At 49.2% G+C, this 17,599-nt stretch carries 19 protein-coding genes and 3 pseudogenes; 19 read left to right on the top strand and 3 right to left on the bottom strand.

The window, feature by feature from the left end; genetic code table 11:
• Positions 1–148: 148 nt before the first annotated feature.
• The 3 genes from BHV83_RS21160 to BHV83_RS21170 all read right to left on the bottom strand — a co-directional run bounded on the left by BHV83_RS21160 (position 149) and on the right by BHV83_RS21170 (position 3,922).
• A complete protein-coding gene (locus tag BHV83_RS21160; protein WP_122206256.1) occupies positions 149–1,078 on the bottom strand; it encodes an amidoligase family protein in 930 nt (309 codons plus the stop codon).
• 1,198 nt (positions 1,079–2,276) lie between these two features.
• Positions 2,277–2,447 (bottom strand): hypothetical protein, encoded by a 171-nt coding sequence (locus BHV83_RS21165; RefSeq protein WP_286758030.1) that lies wholly within the window; start codon positions 2,445–2,447, stop codon positions 2,277–2,279.
• 572 nt (positions 2,448–3,019) lie between these two features.
• Complete coding sequence (locus tag BHV83_RS21170; RefSeq protein WP_005641712.1) at positions 3,020–3,922, bottom strand: helix-turn-helix domain-containing protein; 903 nt, start codon at positions 3,920–3,922, stop codon at positions 3,020–3,022.
• A 163-nt stretch (positions 3,923–4,085) separates the two neighbouring features.
• Here BHV83_RS21170 and BHV83_RS21175 point away from each other — a divergent pair, with 163 nt between their 5' ends.
• From BHV83_RS21175 to BHV83_RS21260, 19 genes and pseudogenes are all read left to right on the top strand, one after another.
• Positions 4,086–4,319 (top strand): hypothetical protein, encoded by a 234-nt coding sequence (locus BHV83_RS21175; RefSeq protein ID WP_005641714.1) that lies wholly within the window; start codon positions 4,086–4,088, stop codon positions 4,317–4,319.
• Positions 4,316–5,443, top strand: coding sequence for an aldo/keto reductase (locus BHV83_RS21180; protein WP_286758031.1), 1,128 nt, complete (start codon positions 4,316–4,318; stop codon positions 5,441–5,443). The genes BHV83_RS21175 and BHV83_RS21180 overlap by 4 nt, the downstream gene beginning before the upstream one ends.
• Before the next feature lie 12 nt (positions 5,444–5,455).
• Entirely contained in the window at positions 5,456–6,514 is a 1,059-nt protein-coding gene (locus BHV83_RS21185; RefSeq protein WP_122206259.1) for a cyclophilin-like fold protein, read from the top strand.
• A 2-nt stretch (positions 6,515–6,516) separates the two neighbouring features.
• A complete protein-coding gene (locus BHV83_RS21190) occupies positions 6,517–7,083 on the top strand; it encodes a DapH/DapD/GlmU-related protein (protein WP_005641723.1) in 567 nt (188 codons plus the stop codon).
• Between the two features lie 9 nt (positions 7,084–7,092).
• A pseudogene (locus tag BHV83_RS21195) lies at positions 7,093–8,043 on the top strand (aldo/keto reductase).
• A gap of 18 nt (positions 8,044–8,061) precedes the next feature.
• A complete protein-coding gene (locus BHV83_RS21200; RefSeq protein ID WP_005641727.1) occupies positions 8,062–8,580 on the top strand; it encodes a cupin domain-containing protein in 519 nt (172 codons plus the stop codon).
• A complete protein-coding gene (locus BHV83_RS21205; protein ID WP_122206261.1) occupies positions 8,577–9,590 on the top strand; it encodes an amidohydrolase family protein in 1,014 nt (337 codons plus the stop codon). Before BHV83_RS21200 ends, BHV83_RS21205 begins: the two co-directional genes overlap by 4 nt.
• 98 nt (positions 9,591–9,688) lie before the next feature.
• Positions 9,689–10,594 (top strand): flavin reductase, encoded by a 906-nt coding sequence (locus BHV83_RS21210; protein ID WP_374938861.1) that lies wholly within the window; start codon positions 9,689–9,691, stop codon positions 10,592–10,594.
• A gap of 6 nt (positions 10,595–10,600) precedes the next feature.
• Entirely contained in the window at positions 10,601–11,416 is an 816-nt protein-coding gene (locus BHV83_RS21215) for a carboxymuconolactone decarboxylase family protein (protein WP_005641731.1), read from the top strand.
• Positions 11,417–11,424: 8 nt separating this feature from the next.
• A complete protein-coding gene (locus BHV83_RS21220) occupies positions 11,425–11,994 on the top strand; it encodes a flavodoxin (protein ID WP_005641733.1) in 570 nt (189 codons plus the stop codon).
• Complete coding sequence (locus BHV83_RS21225; RefSeq protein WP_122206263.1) at positions 11,991–13,004, top strand: aldo/keto reductase; 1,014 nt, start codon at positions 11,991–11,993, stop codon at positions 13,002–13,004. The genes BHV83_RS21220 and BHV83_RS21225 overlap by 4 nt, the downstream gene beginning before the upstream one ends.
• Before the next feature lie 7 nt (positions 13,005–13,011).
• Positions 13,012–13,599 (top strand): NAD(P)H-binding protein, encoded by a 588-nt coding sequence (locus BHV83_RS21230; RefSeq protein WP_005641736.1) that lies wholly within the window; start codon positions 13,012–13,014, stop codon positions 13,597–13,599.
• Between the two features lie 44 nt (positions 13,600–13,643).
• Positions 13,644–14,405 (top strand): SDR family oxidoreductase, encoded by a 762-nt coding sequence (locus tag BHV83_RS21235; protein WP_005641738.1) that lies wholly within the window; start codon positions 13,644–13,646, stop codon positions 14,403–14,405.
• 15 nt (positions 14,406–14,420) lie between these two features.
• On the top strand, positions 14,421–15,326 hold the full coding sequence (locus tag BHV83_RS21240; protein ID WP_005641740.1) for an aldo/keto reductase: 906 nt from the start codon (positions 14,421–14,423) through the stop codon (positions 15,324–15,326).
• A 148-nt stretch (positions 15,327–15,474) separates the two neighbouring features.
• Positions 15,475–15,531, top strand: a pseudogene (locus BHV83_RS21815) (hypothetical protein); the annotation flags it as partial.
• 45 nt (positions 15,532–15,576) lie between these two features.
• Positions 15,577–16,116, top strand: coding sequence for a flavodoxin family protein (locus tag BHV83_RS21245; protein WP_286758032.1), 540 nt, complete (start codon positions 15,577–15,579; stop codon positions 16,114–16,116).
• Between the two features lie 74 nt (positions 16,117–16,190).
• Positions 16,191–16,385, top strand: a complete 195-nt coding sequence (locus BHV83_RS21250; RefSeq protein ID WP_005641744.1) for a Sec-independent protein translocase subunit TatA/TatB — start codon at positions 16,191–16,193, stop codon at positions 16,383–16,385.
• A 4-nt stretch (positions 16,386–16,389) separates the two neighbouring features.
• Positions 16,390–17,172, top strand: a complete 783-nt coding sequence (gene tatC, locus BHV83_RS21255) for a twin-arginine translocase subunit TatC (RefSeq protein WP_122206264.1) — start codon at positions 16,390–16,392, stop codon at positions 17,170–17,172.
• 7 nt (positions 17,173–17,179) lie between these two features.
• A pseudogene (locus BHV83_RS21260) lies at positions 17,180–17,599 on the top strand (hybrid sensor histidine kinase/response regulator); the annotation flags it as partial.

Genomic DNA, 17,599 nt, shown 5'->3' on the forward strand with positions numbered 1-17,599 from the left:
TCCCTGTACCGCCCGGAGAAATTCACCATGTACTCCCCGTCGGTGCACCCGCTGTCAAACCAGCTGCCCTCACGCAGGACGCGTACAAACTCGGAAGGGTCGGAGGCGGCAATCCTGCCGCCATCCGCCAAAATATACATATGCTTGCTCATGCCGATAATTTTTTAGTTCTTAATTTATAATATAGCTTCTGTTCATCGTCCAGGAAAGGGATGTTCCGGAGCGCGGTGGCCGTGGGCACCTGTCCCCTCGTGGCGAAGGTAACCAATTTATGGAGAAACAGCACCCAGTTACGCATTTTTGTGAAGTTGGTCGTTCCCGAATGCTGGCGGAACTCGACCGTCTTGTGCCGTGAATAGGCTTCGAGATTCACCTTGTGGTAACGGTTGCCGATTCTGTTTTTCAGCTCGTCCACCGTCTGGGCCGAGCGTATCATCTCATCAGATACATGGCCCAATCCCTTGCAATAGTAGTTATCTCTGCGGGATGCCGGCATGAACCTGTCGATGACCGGTTCCAAATGTTTGTAGCTCAGGGCCAGGTTACGCCAGGTCTCCATGCTGAAACCGGCGGCATCGATATGTACGTGAAGCCCGCAGCTCCCGTTCACCTTCACGTCACACAGGTCAAGTATCCAGCATACCTTCTCCAGTTCCCGCAGGCCGACTTCGCCGACCAGTATCGGACTGACCAGTTCGAAAGTGTCGTTGCCGCTTATACTGCTGTCCGTCACGAGTTTCCAATGCGGACGGGTGGTATGATTGTAGCTTTCCACCATAACCTCGATTCCTGCCTCCCTGAGCTCGCGCGCGAGCCGTTCACGGGAGCAATTGTAGGCCTCGATCTCGATACCGAACTTACGGTTGAAAGTGTAATCCGGTGCGGCTGTCGCCGAATGAGCATTCGGACCGCCCTCACGTTCCCTCATCCGGCGCAGGGCGTTCACTACAAAACCGTAATTGCCGTTGGTCACCATCCTGGCGATTTCCGCACGGGGAACCCCCAGAAGGAACAGCTGCCGGATCTTACTTGTCTTCGTTGTCTCTTGTGCTAAAATGCTTCTAATTTGCTCGTTCATAACTTGTTAACTCCTTTATTGTTACACTACTAAGGTAATGCTTTCACAGGAGAAGTCGTAATTGTAAGAGTCTTATTATCATGCTGTTAGCTTACTTTATCTTAGGCTAAAAGTCCTTATTCAAGGTGTCTGTATCCTAACCGGTTGGTATCGGATTCCTCCTGATTGATGGCATATCTTCTCCACCGGTTCTGGAAGGTCGGTTCTTTTCCTTTTCTGAGTTCATATCTTAAAATCTTAAATTATTAAATTACACAACCGGTATTGTCTCGGAATACAAAATAAAGGAAGAAGAGGACCGGACGGAACGAAACCACCTGTCACTTATAGTCATCTAAAGCCGGTTATCACTATGATACACATGAGGGAGACGGACATACCGTTCCTCTCGGACGGTTCTTCCTATGCGGAGGTGGCGTCAGAGGCTCGCTGCCTGTAGCGGCTGGAAAAACGGGCGGGATTCCGTTTCCCTGTCCACCTATCCTTTTAAATCCTTATGGGCAGGTGTGGGAGCATGCATCCACCCTGATACGAATCCTTAAATTATCGGTCCACAAGAAGTGTGAAAGTATCAATCCGTTAATGGAACCATGAGAAGCAAGCATGGCCGACACACCGGCAGGAATAGTCATGGATAGTCGGTTTTTGTCATATGGGAAGGAAAAAGAAAGCCGAAGCGGGTCTGGATCCACTACCCCCTTTGGATATGTGAGAGGAACGTTGCGATGAAAGAAAAAACTCCTCTTCACGCATGGATAAGGCAATGCCGGAAGTCCGGCAATAAAAAGATGTGGCTTCTCTACCCGGGTAAATGCCACGATTACAGACTTCTTCTTGTTCCTATTATACCATCAGGCCGATTACCCTCAGGTTAAAAACTTATCCAGAATATCCGAATCCAACCCGTGACAGACCCGGATGGGAAAGGCGATGATGCCACCGGATATGTGTATAGCCATATGACCGGACATGGAGATACGACGATAACGATACGTCCTTCTATCGGAATAAGGATATGGCGGGATGCACGGATAACCATATATGATTATCGGAACAGCGGTGTGGCAGGCTGTGGGTATATGACAGCGTCCATATACCTGATCTCGTTTTTTTATTATCGGTATTTCAAATGTCTCAAAAGCCTCTTTGACAGGTTTCCATCCGGGATGATTGCCTGAATTCGCATGTACCGGACTTTCTATTTACCTGATTCCGTAATCGTTCCTGCCATCCGTTTTTTCTCTGTGGCTGTCGCTTTTTTCCTTGTGGCATCATGGTCTGTTACCGGATGGGAAAAGCCATCTCCATCACAACCATGAATTATAGTGTAGCCATATTTGTATATAGCCGTATGATACGCTATCTCCATTTGCAGAAGTGTATAAATATCAATCCATTAATGGAGATTATAAAGAAAAAATATAAGTCACACGCGACTACCTGTCATTCTCCATTTGTAGAAGTAGCAATCTGTTAATGGAGATAATGAAGAAAAAACAATGAGGTATATACGGCTACATGTCCATTTCTTCATTTGCAGAAGTGTAGAAGTAGCAATCCATTAATGGACAATAGAGCATGTAAAGGGCCGATTTCCCATATATTCGCCTCCTTATCCCCGAATTATGGGCGTAAGTCACATGGTTATGGAGATATATCCATCCTTTAATGGGGAGAACAGCCGGTAAATATCTGATAGAAATGCCCCGCAAACCACAGGAAAATAGCCTTACAATGAGCTGATACACAATAATTATTGGAGAAACGAGGTCCGCTCCTGCGGACAGCAAGTTGTGTTTTCGTTAAACGAAAACAGGACGGTTTAACGGCAATCATGCCGCCAAACCGTCCGTTAAGCAGGCTCCGAAGTCGCTTGATTTACCTGTAAAATAAATTCTTCTATCTTAGAGTGCTTTTCCAATAAATTGTTATTAAGAATAATTATTTCCTTTGCAGATTTTCGAAATAATTTGATGGTGTCATTCCTGTTTGCTTTTTAAACATTCGACTAAGATGTTGCGGATATTCAAACCCCAACCCATATGCTACCTGTGCAATACTTTCACCCGTAGCAAGTTCGTTTTTTGCCAGTTGTATTATGTATTGACGGATATAATTACTTGCTGTATCACCTGTTGTCTTTTTTATCATATCCCCGAAATAATTCGATGACATGCAAAGTTTGTCGGCGCAATACTGCACTGTCGGCAAGCCATATGTCAGTTGCATGTTCCTGTCAAAGTAATCATGCAACAAACGGTCGAATTTCATCAACATATCCGAATTATCAAGTTTCCGGGTGATGAACTGGCGGTTATAGAAACGTTGGCAGAAGTTCAGAACCAACTCGATATAACCCACAATGATGGAATCTTGAAATTCATCGTGCCTTTTCCAGAGTTCATCCCTTATCTGGCACATCAGTGATGTCAAAATGCCGTGTTCTTCATCGCTCATGTGCAGAGCTTCATTAACACGGTAATCGAAAAACGAATAATTCTTTATCGTCCTTTCCAACGGGGTACCATGTAAAAGGTCAGGATGGAACAGTAGTGCCCAACCTGTTAGCATTACCCGTTCGCCGTTGTCCTCTTTACCACCTATCTGGCCAGGAGCAACGCAGATGACCGTTCCTTTCTTGTAATCGTACTTTCCACAACCATAAGCTAAATCTATTTCAGCTTCGTCATGAAAGAAAATACCATAGATGCTGTAATTGTTCAAGCTATGGCGTACAGGGGATACTTCCGCATAGTCAATGACACTGACTAACGGATGTCTGTCGGTGTGTCCTACCCACTGACTATAATCGCCCACATTTCGTACTTTTAGTATCTTGCTCATAGCTTTCCGTTCAAGCTCTTGTTTACATGCAAAAATACATGATTTTAATCGAATAGTCGAATAAAAAGGATAGAAATCAGTAAAATTGGTACGAACTGCCCACTTATGATTACATCGGTTATACGAGCATCAGGTAATTTTGCATCATACAAAGAAAGTAGTAATGAATGAACAAATTGACATTCCAGCGAAATTGTACGAAGATGAAGTCGTACGCTATTTTGCAGACCGTTATCATACCTCTACCGAAAATGTAGTGAGATGTTTTCTCGTTCAGGATGGAATCTGCCCTGAACAGGAAAACGAATCCATTACTTTTCGGCTGGAAGAGAATGAAATGGAGATTATGCGAGGCTTGATTGGTGAAGGTCATTCTTTAAAATTATATGATTTATGAACAGAAGAGATTTTTTAAAGCTGTCATCAATGACAGCTTTACTGGCTGCCAGAGAATGGACAGGATTATCGAAAGTCTTTGCCCAATTTCCATCGCCATCTAAAAGCAATTATTTGAGCAGGAGTAATCCGTTAGGAAATATGGAGCATAGAAATCTTGGAGGATTGTTGAATGTATCGGTTATCGGCTTGGGCTGTTTACCCATGGTGGGCTATTATGGTGGAAAGTATGAAAAGAAAGACATGATTGCACTTATCCGCCATGCCTACGAAAAGGGTGTGACCTTTTTCGATACGGCGGAGGTGTATGGACCTTATACCAGCGAAGAGTGGGGCGGAGAAGCACTCGCCCCGTTCCGTGACAAGGTGAGAATCGGTACAAAGTTCGGTTTCGGAGTCGAGGAAAAGCAACCAACCGCACTGAACAGCCGTCCCGACCATATTCGTCGCGCAGTGGAAGGGTCGCTCCGGCGGTTGCGTACAGATCATATTGACCTTTTATACCAGCACCGTGTCGATCCGAACGTGCCGATGGAAGAGGTCGCCGGCACGGTCAAGGATTTGATGCAGGAGGGAAAGGTTTTGCATTGGGGACTGTCGGAAGCCAGCGCACGTTCTATCCGTCGCGCCCATGCCGTATGTCCTTTGTCGGCTGTGCAGAGCGAGTATGCTATCTGGTGGCGAGAACCAGAAACGAAGATATTTCCGACACTCGAAGAGTTAGGCATCGGCTTCGTTCCCTATTGCCCGCTGGGACGTGCGTTCCTTACGGGTGTAATCGACGAGAACAGCCGTTTCTACGAGGGCGACCGTCGCTGGAACCTGCCGCAATTCACCCCTGAAGCGCTGAAACACAACATGCCGCTCGTGGCACTTGTCCGCAAATGGGCGAAGCGCAAACGTGTGACTCCGGCGCAGTTCGCCCTCGTATGGATGCTTTCGCGCAAGGCGTGGATAGCCCCGATACCCGGCACGACCAATCCTGCCCATCTGGATGATTTTCTCGGTGCGGCGACCGTTCGTCTCACTCCATACGAAATGGAGGAGTTCGACAAAGAATACGCACGAATCGACCTTATAGGCCACCGTGCCGATCCGTTTACTGAAAGCCAAATCGACAAATAGAATATTTATGATATGAAAAAGATTTTATTGATTCCGTTTTTATTGTTTGCCGCCTTGTCTATGGCGGCTTGCGGAGGCGATTCTGATGAGCCGTTCACTTCAGAACAGCCCGAACAGCCGGAAAATCCGGGTGGCGGTGATGATTCCGACGATAATCCCGACACGCCTGCCCCCGGCGGGAACGGCCGTTACCTTGTCCTTTATGCTTCCCGCACGAACAATACCGAGCGTGTGGCGCAACTGATTCAGACGACACTCGACTGCGATATTCTCGAAGTGGAGCCGGAAACGGCATACGACAATGACTACAACGCCATGTTGGAACGCTCGCAGGAAGAGCTGGCGGCTATCCGTCAGGGCAACTATCCTCCGATCAAGACTTCGTTGGAAAATTTCGATGACTATGACATCGTATTTGTCGGTTATCCCATCTGGTATAGCAGCATGGCGACATCGATGCAGACATTCCTGCACGAACACGCAGCAAAACTTGCCGGAAAACGAATCGCACTGTTCGCCACCAGCGGCAGCAGCGGTATCTCCACATCGGTAAGTGAAGCACGCAGCCTATGCCCGGAAGCGACGGTAATCGACCGGACCCTGTTGCTGACATCTTCGGGGCTTTCGCAAATGGCGACCCGTGTTCCTGCATGGCTCGAAGAAATCGGAGCAGGGCGGGAAGAATCGGATAAACCGGATACTCCGGATGAAACTTCTCTGAAAGTGAACATTACGGTCGGCGACCGCACGATTACCGCCACGATGGAGGACAATGCCGCAGGCAGGGATTTTCTTTCCCGTCTGCCGTTAGAGGTTACACTGAACGATTACAACAACACGACCGAGAAAATATTTTATCCCGGTCCGGCTCTGACGACCGAAGGCGTGACACGCGGCTGTGCGCCCACGCCCGGCGACATCACGATTTATGCGCCGTGGGGCAACGTGGCGATTTTCTGCAAGAGCTGGTCGCATAGCAACGACCTGATTAAAATAGGCCGTATCGACGGTGACGGCATCGAGGCTCTGAATATCGGAGGAGATATAGCAGTAAAATTCGAAAGGCAATAAATATGACGATAGAAGATTTCAAGACATACGTAAAGACACGGAAGCCTCTCGATACGGAGGAAATCCACCGTTTCATGGACGATATGAGCAATGAGGCCCGTCGCATCACGTTCCGCCTGAATACTGCTTATCATACGCCGGATGAAGTGCGTGGACTGTTATCCAAACTGTTCGGATATGAAGTTCCGCAATCGCTGCGCGTTTTCCCACCCCTCTATGCGGATTTCGGTAAGAACATCACCGTAGGTGAAAATGTGTTTATCAACGCCTGCTGCCACTTTCAGGATCACGGCGGAGTCACGATAGGCGACGGATGCCAGATTGGACACAACGTAGTGTTTGCTACGCTCAATCATGGACTTTCGCCCGAAAAGCGGAAAACCACTTACCCAGCTCCCATCGTGCTGGGTAAGAACGTTTGGATCGGCTCCAATGCGACTATCCTGCAAGGCGTGACTATCGGAGACAACGCTGTCGTTGCGGCAGGAGCCGTTGTAACAAAAGACGTTGCGGCAAATACGGTCGTGGGCGGCGTTCCGGCAAAAATTATGAAACATATAACAAAATAAGAATTAGAGATGGAAAAAATGAAATTACCTTCAATTGCATTAGGCACATGGTCGTGGGGCGTAGGATTCGCCGGTGGCGACCAAGTATTCGGAAACAACCTCGGGGTGAATGAACTGAAGCCCGTATTCGATGCGGCAATGGCCGGAGGTCTGAACCTGTGGGATTCTGCTGTAGTTTATGGCATGGGTGCTTCGGAAAGCTTACTTGCCGCATTCACCAAAGAGCACAACCGTGAAGATGTACTCATCTCAACGAAGTTTACTCCCCAGATTGCTGGGGATTCCGTTAATCCGGTAGAAGATATGCTGGGTAGCAGTCTCGAACGTTTCGGCACGGACTATATCGACATCTACTGGATTCACAATCCGGCGGATGTGGAGAGGTGGACTCCGTTCCTTGCCAACCTCGTGAAAAACGGCAAAGTAAAACGTGTGGGTGTCTCCAACCACAACCTTGCACAGATCAAGCGTGCGGAAGAGATTCTTTCCAAAGAGGGAGTGCATATTTCCGCTGTGTAGAACCATTTCAGCCTCCTTTACCGTTCGTCGGAGAAAGCCGGCATCCTGAATTATTGCAAGGAAAACGGCATCGACTTCTGGGCATACATGGTGCTGGAACAGGGCGCATTAAGTGGAAAATATGACACAGCCCATCCGCTACCTGCCGGAAGCCAACGCGGTGATACCTACAACCCGCTATTGCCGCAAATCGAAAAACTTGTTGCCGCGATGCGCACAGTCGGCGACAAATACGGCATCACTCCGGCACAGGTTGCTCTGGCTTGGGCGATTGGCAAAGGAACGACACCGATCATCGGTGTGACGAAACCCGCTCAGGTGCAGGATGCGCTTGAAGCCATAAAGGTGACACTGACCGACGATGAAATGAAAGTTTTGGAAGAGACGGCTGAAAATACCGGTGTAGATACGAGAGGTGCTTGGGAAATGCCGATGATTTAACTCCAAATGCGGAATTATATGAAACAGAAAACATATATAGGCATAGTTGTCAGTTTTGTCATGGCGATTATATTCGGTATGGAAGTTTATGCTTCATCCCATGAAACAAATATAAATTTCCCCAAGCAGTCATTATCAGATCCTTGTATGCTGTATGACAGTTTGATTTTCAATCGAGGGCAAGAAGTACGGTCAGAACATTATACCGGAAAAATCTGTATTTCCACGGTTGTAATAAAACCTGAATATGACATTCATCACCTCATATTCGAGCCAGGAAGTTACAATTCATGGCATATTCATCCTGATGCAGATCAGGTATTGTTGATATTGGATGGAGAAGGATTTTACCAAGAGGAAGGCAAGCCGAAACGCCTTATAAAGCGTGGTGATGTGATAAATACACCGGCTAATGTAAAGCACTGGCACGGAGCTACACAAGACAGTAAACTCGTTCATCTATCTGTAACAACAAAAAACGGTAAAAATCATATCGAATGGAAAGAGTTGGTGAAATCAAATGAATATAATTTATGAAACATTTGTTAATCAGCATAGTAGGCATGTTATCAATATACACATCTAATGCGCAACAAGTCATAGACGTACATTGCCACAATATCTTTCCCGAGTTCACCGAATTTCTGGAAAGACACGGGGCCGCAATGAAAGAGACATTCCCGTTGCCGCAATGGGATATAGACACCCATCTGGAATTTATGGAAAATGCCGGTATCGGAAAGGCTATACTTTCGATGTCGGCTCCGCAACCGTATTACGGCAACACTGACGAATGCACCCGGATTGTCCGCTTTTATAACGAGGCAAGTGCCCGATTGAAGTCGGACTATCCCGGCAAGTTCCTTTTCTGCGCTTCATTACCGTTGCCCGATGTCGAAACTGCCATTAAAGAAGCCGTATATGCTCTCGATACTCTCGGTGCAGACGGTATCAAATTGGCGACCAACAGTCGCGGGCAATATTTGGGCGACCCGGCTCTCGACACGTTGATGAGCGTATTGAACGAACGACATGCCGTCGTAATCCTGCATCCACACAAACCCGTGCCGGTCAATGATACTCTGATAGCAGCAACTCCGCTTGCTATTTACGAATATCCCGCTGAGACGACGCGAACGGTTGTCAATATAATTGTCCACAATGTCCCGGCACGCTATCCGAACATACGGTTTGTCATTCCTCACTGCGGCTCATTCTTGCCGCTTGCCTTGCCTCGGATGAAAATGGTGCATCCGGCTATGCTCGCCAAAGGGCTGATGAATTCCATAGACTGGGAAGCCAACCTGAAGAACTTATACTACGACCTTGCAGGAGGAGTAACTCCCGAAGTCATTAAAATGCTGTTGGCAATTACCACACCGGATCATCTCATGTATGGTTCGGATTATCCCTATCAACCGGCCGCCGTGCTGACCGAGAACCTGAATAAACTCCGTTCGGCGCTGAAATCCGATGATATGCTGGCTCCGCATATTGATGGCATACTTTGGAGCAATGCCTATAAACTATTTAATATGAACAAGTAATGAAGATACGTTTTATAAATGCAGTTTGTATTCTCGCGTTAATACTCGCTTCTGCGTGTAAGAGCGATAATGCTTCACAACTAAAAGATAAAGAAATGATGATAACGGAAAAGAAAAATATCGGTAGCAAACTGGCTCTTTACCCTATGCCCGTAACTGTGGTGGGAGCTGAAGTAAATGGTAAGGTGAATTGGCTCCTTGTGGCGCATGTCGGCATTATCGGGCATGACCGCATTCTCGTCAGCATGAGCGACAAGCATTATACCAATCAGGGCATCATAGAGTCCAAGAAACTATCCGTCAATCTCGTTGACAGGAAGATGCTTCCAAAGGCAGACTATGTGGGAAGCGTGAGTGGGGCTAACACGGACAAGTCACACGAGTTCTTATTCCACTGGGGCGAAAACGGAAGTCCTGTAATCGACGCATCGCCGCTTGTGATGGAATGCAACGTGGTGGATATATACAAGTCGGACGGCTTCGACAATTTTATCTGCTCGATTGCCAACACTTACGCTGCACCCGAAGTGCTTGACGGCAACGGGAAACTCGATTATACACGGTTGAAACCCGTGCTGTTCGAGTTTCCGACCTATTCCTACATCGCCACCGGAGAGATTATCGGCAAATGCCTGAACTTGGACAAGCAGCCGGGAATGTGCGCCAAGGAGCCGATGACCGCCGACGGTATCGTGCGCCTGTCGAAAATCGAGGTTTACCCGCAGCATCTCGACGAGTACATGAAATACGCGACCGAGGTGGGCGAAGTCTCCCTGCGTACCGAACCGGGCGTATTGACGATGTACGCAGTCAGCGAAAAGGAGAATCCCTGCAAGGTAACCATCCTCGAAACTTATGCGAGCCGTGAAGCCTACGAGAAGCATATCGTTTCCGAACATTTCCAAAAATACAAGCAGGGGACGCTGCACATGGTCAAGTCGCTGGTGTTGTCTGACCAGACGCCGCTCAATCCCGCGAACCGAATCAATAACTTCATTCAATAAAGAATCATGAACCGAATTATTTTAATTTCAGTATTCACCGTTTTAACATTTAATGTTATGGCACAGGAAAAGATAGTACAGACAGCAGGGCGCGATCAGTTAGGCGGGTTCGCCCCGAAATTCGCAGAACTCAACGACGACGTCCTTTTCGGCGAGGTATGGAGCCGCACCGACAAACTCGGTCTTCGCGACCGCAGCTTGGTGACGATTACCTCGCTCATCAGTCAAGGTATCACAGACAACTCGCTGACATATCATTTGCAGTCGGCGAAGAACAACGGTATCACCCGCACCGAAATCGCCGAAATTATCACGCATATCGGTTTTTACGCGGGTTGGCCGAAGGCATGGGCGGCATTCCGTCTGGCGAAAGAGGTATGGGCGGAAGAGACGACCGGAGAGGATGCAAAAGCTGCATTCCAACGCAAAATGATTTTCCCCATCGGCGAACCCAACACGGCGTATGCCCAATATTTCACCGGCAACAGTTACCTCGCACCGGTTTCGCGTGAGCAGGTGAATATTTCCAACGTGACTTTCGAGCCTCGCTGCCGCAACAACTGGCACATCCATAAAGCCACGAAAGGCGGCGGACAGATGCTTATCGGTGTGGCCGGGCACGGCTGGTATCAGGAAGAGGGTAAACCGGCGATAGAGATTTTGCCCGGAACGGTCATCCACATTCCGGCCAATGTAAAGCACTGGCATGGTGCGGCAGCCGACAGCTGGTTCGCGCATCTGGCGTTCGAGATTGCAGGCGAAAACGCTTCCAATGAATGGCTGGAACCCGTTACCGACGAAGAGTATGACAAACTTAAATAATCAGCCGCATGTATAGATTTTTATTGATATTGCTGTCGGTGGTCGGCATGGCTACCGACACCGGCGCACAACAAAGACAGGATATGAACAAAGGAGGATTAAACCATAAAATATTGGTAGCCTATTTCTCGGCGACGGGAACGACGGCACGAGCGGCCGAAAAACTGGCGAATGTTACGGGCGGAGAGCTTTATGCGATTGTGCCTGCACAACCCTATACGAGTGCCGACCTCGACTGGAATGACAAGCGGTCGCGCAGTTCGGTAGAGATGAACGACCCTAAATCGCGTCCGGCAATCAAAGGCAGAAAGGAAAACATCGCCGATTACGATGTCATCTTCATCGGTTATCCCATCTGGTGGGACCTCGCGCCGCGCATTATCAATACGTTCATCGAAAGCCACGACCTGAAGGGCAAAACAGTCATCCCGTTCGCCACATCCGGAGGCAGCACGCTCGCGGGCAGCGCGGCGGCGTTGAAGAAAACCTATCCCGCGCTGAACTGGAGAGAGGGACGCCTGCTTAATCGTGCCGATGAGAAAAGCATTCGCAACTGGGTAGATAACTGCAAGCTATGAAAAGAAGAAAGATTCGCAGTTTAAGCGTCAGTGAAATAGGCATGGGCTGTATGGGATTCTCCCACGGATACGGCCAAGTACCGGGCGCAGGATATGCCGAAGAAGCCATTCGGGAAGCGTTCGGCTATGGATGCAATTTTTTCGATACGGCAGAAGGATACGGGAAGGAGCTTTATTATCCCGGACATAACGAGGAGATTGTCGGGCGTGCGGTCAGAGGCTTTCGCAATGAGGTTGTGATTGCCACAAAACTGCATATCCAGCCTGAGGCGGTTGAAGATTGCGGCTCCGTTTATGCTGCCGTCCGCCGCCACCTTGAACGCTCGTTAAAGAATTTGCAGACCGATTACGTGGACTTGTACTATCTGCACCGCATCAACATGGAGGTGGACAATCTGGAGGTCGCCCATGCGATGGGCAGGCTCATTCAGGAGGGACTTGTCCGCGAATGGGGCATTTCGACGGTGGACAAGGCTCAACTTGAAGCGGCGCATGCCGTAACGCCCGTAGGTGCCGTGCAGAATATCTACTCTATGGTGGAGCGCACTTCTGAAAAAGATGTCATTCCTTTTTGCGTGGGAAACGGGATTGCTTTTGTGCCGTTCTCACCTGTCGCCAGCGGACTTTTATCCGGAAAAATTACACCGGATACGGAGTTCGGCCAGGTCGATGACGTGCGTGTATGGGTTCCACAACTGAAGCGGGAGAACATAACCGGCAATATGCCCATTGTCGAAATGCTCAGGAGTTTTGCCGCAGAAAAGCAGGCGACTCCAGCGCAGGTCTCTTTGGCTTGGATGCTCCGTAAATATACGAATGTCGTGCCCATTCCCGGCTCGAAGAACAAAGAGCGCATCATGGAGAATCTGCGGGCGTGCGAAATGCAACTGACAGATGAAGAGTTCGACAGGCTGGATTCCGAACTCGACAGATTGCCGGTATATGGCATACGCGGTCATGCGGAGACCGAACAGACTTCATTCGGAAACAACTGGTTAAAACTAAAATAATTCAAGCATGAAAAGAATTCTGATTTTAGGAGCATCCGGGACATTCGGGAAAGCTCTTGTCGAGAAGCTGAGCAATGACGAAGAGTGTCATCTGACGCTTGCATCCCGTCATGCCTCGGCTTGCTATCACGAAAGTGAGCGATGCCATGTCGTCGATTGTGACGCCATGAAAGCGGATGATTTGCAGCAGGCGATGGCGGGTTGCCATGTGGTGTATTGCGCCATATCGGGCGACGATTTGCCCGTTATCGCTGAAAAAACGGTATCAGCCATGAAGAAAGCCGGTTTACGCCGTATTATCTTTATGGGAGCCGTGGGAATCTACGATGAGATTCCGGCGGACATGGACGATGAAGACAATGTTAGAAACAATCCCGACCAAATACCCAACCGCAAAGCGGCGGATATTGTGGAAAACAGCGGTCTGGATTACACGGTACTTCGTCCGGGGTATTTACGGGACGGGGATAAGGATGATTTCACATTGACTTTCAAAGGCGAACAAGCGAAAGGATTGTTTCGACCATCCCCTCCGTTGTCGGGCTTGCCGTTCGTCTTATACATGATGACACGCTCTATGTCCGTCAAAGCGTGAGTATTACCCGTGATATGTCTGATACGGAAAAACTTTGATTCACTATGGAAATACGTTTTGAAAATAAAGTGGCATTTATTACGGGTGCGGCTGGCGGTATCGGTTATGCCGCCGCACGGATGTTTGCCGAAGCCGGTGCGTCGGTTGTCATGGCCGATTTGGATAGTCGGGTAACAGACCGTGCCAAGGAACTGGAAGCGGAAGGACACAACGCCATCGGTATCAGGTGTGACGTATCGGACGAGGTACAAGTGAAAGCGGCTGTCGAAAAGGCGGTCGCTGTTTTCGGCAAGTTGGATATAGCCTATAATAACGTAGGCATACATGCCGCCGTGCGGGAAGATCTGGCGGAAACCGAAGGCTGGGATTTCGACCGGGTAATTTCGGTCAATCTGCGTGGCGTGTGGAACTGTATGAAGTACGAACTTGTCGAGATGAAAAAGCACGGCAAGGGAGCCATCGTGAACTGCTCGTCGCAGGGTGGTCTGGTAGGCATCCCCTGCATCGGGGCTTACAACGCCTCGAAGCACGGTGTACTGGGACTGACCAAATCGGCGGCGTTGGAGTATGCCCGGCAGGGAATCCGCATCAACGCTATCTGCCCCGGCACCTGCGAGACACCGATGGTACGTCAGGCCATCGAGCAGTCGCCCGACCACATGGCACGTGTCATCGACGCCATCCCGTTGGGGCGTGTCGGCAAGGCAGAAGAAATCGCTTCGATGGTGCTGCTCCTTTGCAGCGACTATGCCGGCTTTGCCATCGGACAGACTTGGGCGATGGACGGAGGATATACGGCGATGTGATAAACAATAAATAGAATGAGAAACAGATTGAAAACAATCCTTGCCATTGCCTTTGTATGGGGGATGGCAATTCAAACAAACGCACAGGAAATGAATAAAGTACCAACTGTAAAACTGAACAACGGCATGGAAATGCCGCAATTGGGAGTCGGCACGTTCTTGGTCAAGGATAATGCCGCAGAAAGAGTATGCCATGCAATCAAGGTCGGGTTCCGCCTGATCGACACGGCACAGGGCTACGGAAACGAGAAAGAGGTGGGCGAAGGCATATGCCGGAGCGGAATAGACCGCCGAGAGCTGTTCATTACCACGAAAGTGAACACTATGGAAATGCGAGGCGGCACCGTGCGGCAGTCGCTTGACAAAAGTCTTGCCGACCTCGGAACGGACTACATCGACCTCGTACTCATCCACTGGCCCGTAAAAGGACATATCAAGGAGACTTGGCAGATATTGGAGGAATACGTGGACAAGGGGAAAATCCGCAGTATCGGCGTGAGCAACTTCAACCCGCACCATCTCGACGAGTTGCTGGAGTATGCACGCATACGTCCCGTCGTCAATCAAATCGAGATCGAGCCGTACATGACCCAGCACGATGTCGTGGGCTATACGTTCCGCAAGGGTATTCAGGTGGAAGCATGGGGACCGTTGGGACAGGGCGTTACCGGCGTGCTCGATGACCCTGCAATCGGCGAGATTGCCGCCCGGCACGGTAAATCTGCCGCACAGGTCATCCTGCGTTGGCACATGCAGCGCGGGCTGGTCACCATTCCCCGCTGCGACAACGATGCGTACACGGACGAGAATATCCGTATCTTCGACTTCGAGCTTTCGCCTTCCGAAATGGAGATTATTACCGGTCTGAACCGCAACCAACGTGCGTATGAACAGAACGACCCGGATAATTTCCCGTGGTAACCGATAAATCGTATCGGGGTATCAGTTGGCGGAAACAGAACTATGCGTCACACGCATTTCCTGTTGCCTGACTTGAATAATATCAGAAGTGGCAGACCATCTATCAAAGTGGTTAAATGAAAAAAGTTGAACTGATACGGACAGAAGAAAATTCATAAAGACTGTCGGTGCAGCAGCCGGAGCAACCCTGCTTTCCGGAGTCGGGATAGCGAAGGCAGCCGAATTGTTGAACGATAAAACGGATAAGAAAATGAAAATAGTAGTATTGACAGGAAGTCCGCGCCGGAACGGGAATACCAATCATTTGGCCGGACAATTCATCAAGGGTGCGGAAGAAGCCGGACACGAGGTGTACCATTTCGATTGCGCCCAGCTCAAGGTTTCTTCCTGCATCGCCTGCAACCGTTGCGGAATGAACGGTCAGTGTATATTCAACGACGATTTCGGGCAGCTTCGTCCGCACCTTGTGACCGCCGATATGGTGGTATTCGCCACGCCAATGTATTACTTCGGATTCTCTTCGCAGCTCAAAGCCGTGATAGACCGCTTCTATGCGCTCAACGGGCAGGTCAAGGGAAGCGAGAAACGGTCGGCCTTGCTGATGGCATACGCTGATACAGCTGCGGAAGAAGCCGAGCCGATGCTCTCGCATTACCATACGCTGCTCCGGTATTTAGGATGGAAAGACTGTGGAACGGTCGTGGCGGAGGGAATGTGGCCGACGGGTGCGGTGAATGACACGGAATACAGTCGACAGGCTTACGAATTAGGACGTAAATGTTTCGGGTAGTCATGCTACGGATTCATGTAACGATGCAATACGTTGGTTATAGAGCAGATATATCGAATTAAAACAAAACCAATATGATAACGCCCTTATTTATCGGCGGTCTGGGTATGCAGGAAATGCTACTGATCGCATTGGTCGTGCTGCTGTTCTTCGGTGGCAAGAAGATTCCCGAACTGATGAAAGGTCTCGGCAAGGGAGTACGTTCGTTCAAGGAAGGGATGAACAATATGGAGAAAGAGATCGAGGAGGAACCGGTGAAAAAAGAATAAGCGGATGGCGGCTGATACGGACAAACAATCTTTCTGGGAACATCTCGACGTGCTGCGGGCGGCTATCGTTAAGAGCCTGCTCGTGGCCGTCGTGTTCGGCGTGGCAGCATTCTGCTTCAAAGAAGAGCTGTTCGCAGTCATCCTCGCGCCCAAAGATGCAGACTTCATTACCTACCGCCTGCTCTATTCGCTCGGCGGTCTGGTGACGGAATCCGGTGCGCCGGATTTTCTCGTGAAGCTCATCAACACGGGACTGGCTGGGCAGTTCATCATCCACATGAAAGCCGCACTATGTGCAGGTGTTCTCTGTGCATCGTCATACATCCTCTACCAGTTGTTTCGCTTCGTATCGCCTGCTTTATATGTTAATGAGCGGAAATATGTGGTGCAGGTGGTCGGAGGCGGCTATGCTATGTTCGCCTTGGGTGTGGCGGTCAGCTACTTTCTGATTTTCCCGCTGACGTTCCGTTTCTTGGGAACCTATCAGGTCAGCGGTGAAGTGGAAAACATGATTGCCTTGCAATCCTACATTTCCACGCTGATGACCATGTCGTTGGCAATGGGGCTTGTTTTTGAGATACCAATTCTATCGTGGCTGTTCGCCAAACTGGGATTCCTGTCGGCCGATTTTATGCGCAAATACCGCAAACACGCCATCGTGGTTATTCTTGTGGTGGCAGCTATTATTACGCCGACTTCAGATGTATTTACGCTTTCGCTCGTGAGTCTTCCGATATGGATATTATATGAAACGAGTATTCTACTCGTGAGTAAGATTCATAATTAGTGCTATCATGTGGTTAAAATTAAAAATATCTTTCGGTTATGCCGTCTTGGTCCTGCTGTTGGCATTCATCGTCTATCAGTTCCGTCAGGAGCAGATGCAAAGACACACGCTGCGCAAGGAGGAGAAGGAGCTGGTGGCGATACACCGCCTGGCTGAAAAGAGCTACATCGGTCTATTGGACCTCTCCACCCATGCCGAGATTGCCGTCATATGGAATGATGACGACCTGAGGGAATACAGCCGCAAACGCCGTGGGGTTTGTGACAGCCTGCAGCTTCTGAAGGAATATGTCCATACCCCGTTACAGAAAAGCCATATCGATTCGTTATGTCTCCTTCTTTGGAACAAGGAACTCCTTCTTGCCAAGGCGATGCATACCTTCAATGAGCTGCAAGGTATAGGTGACATTGTGCAGGAAAGCATCCCG

This window comes from Parabacteroides sp. merdae-related_45_40 (genome assembly GCF_001915675.1).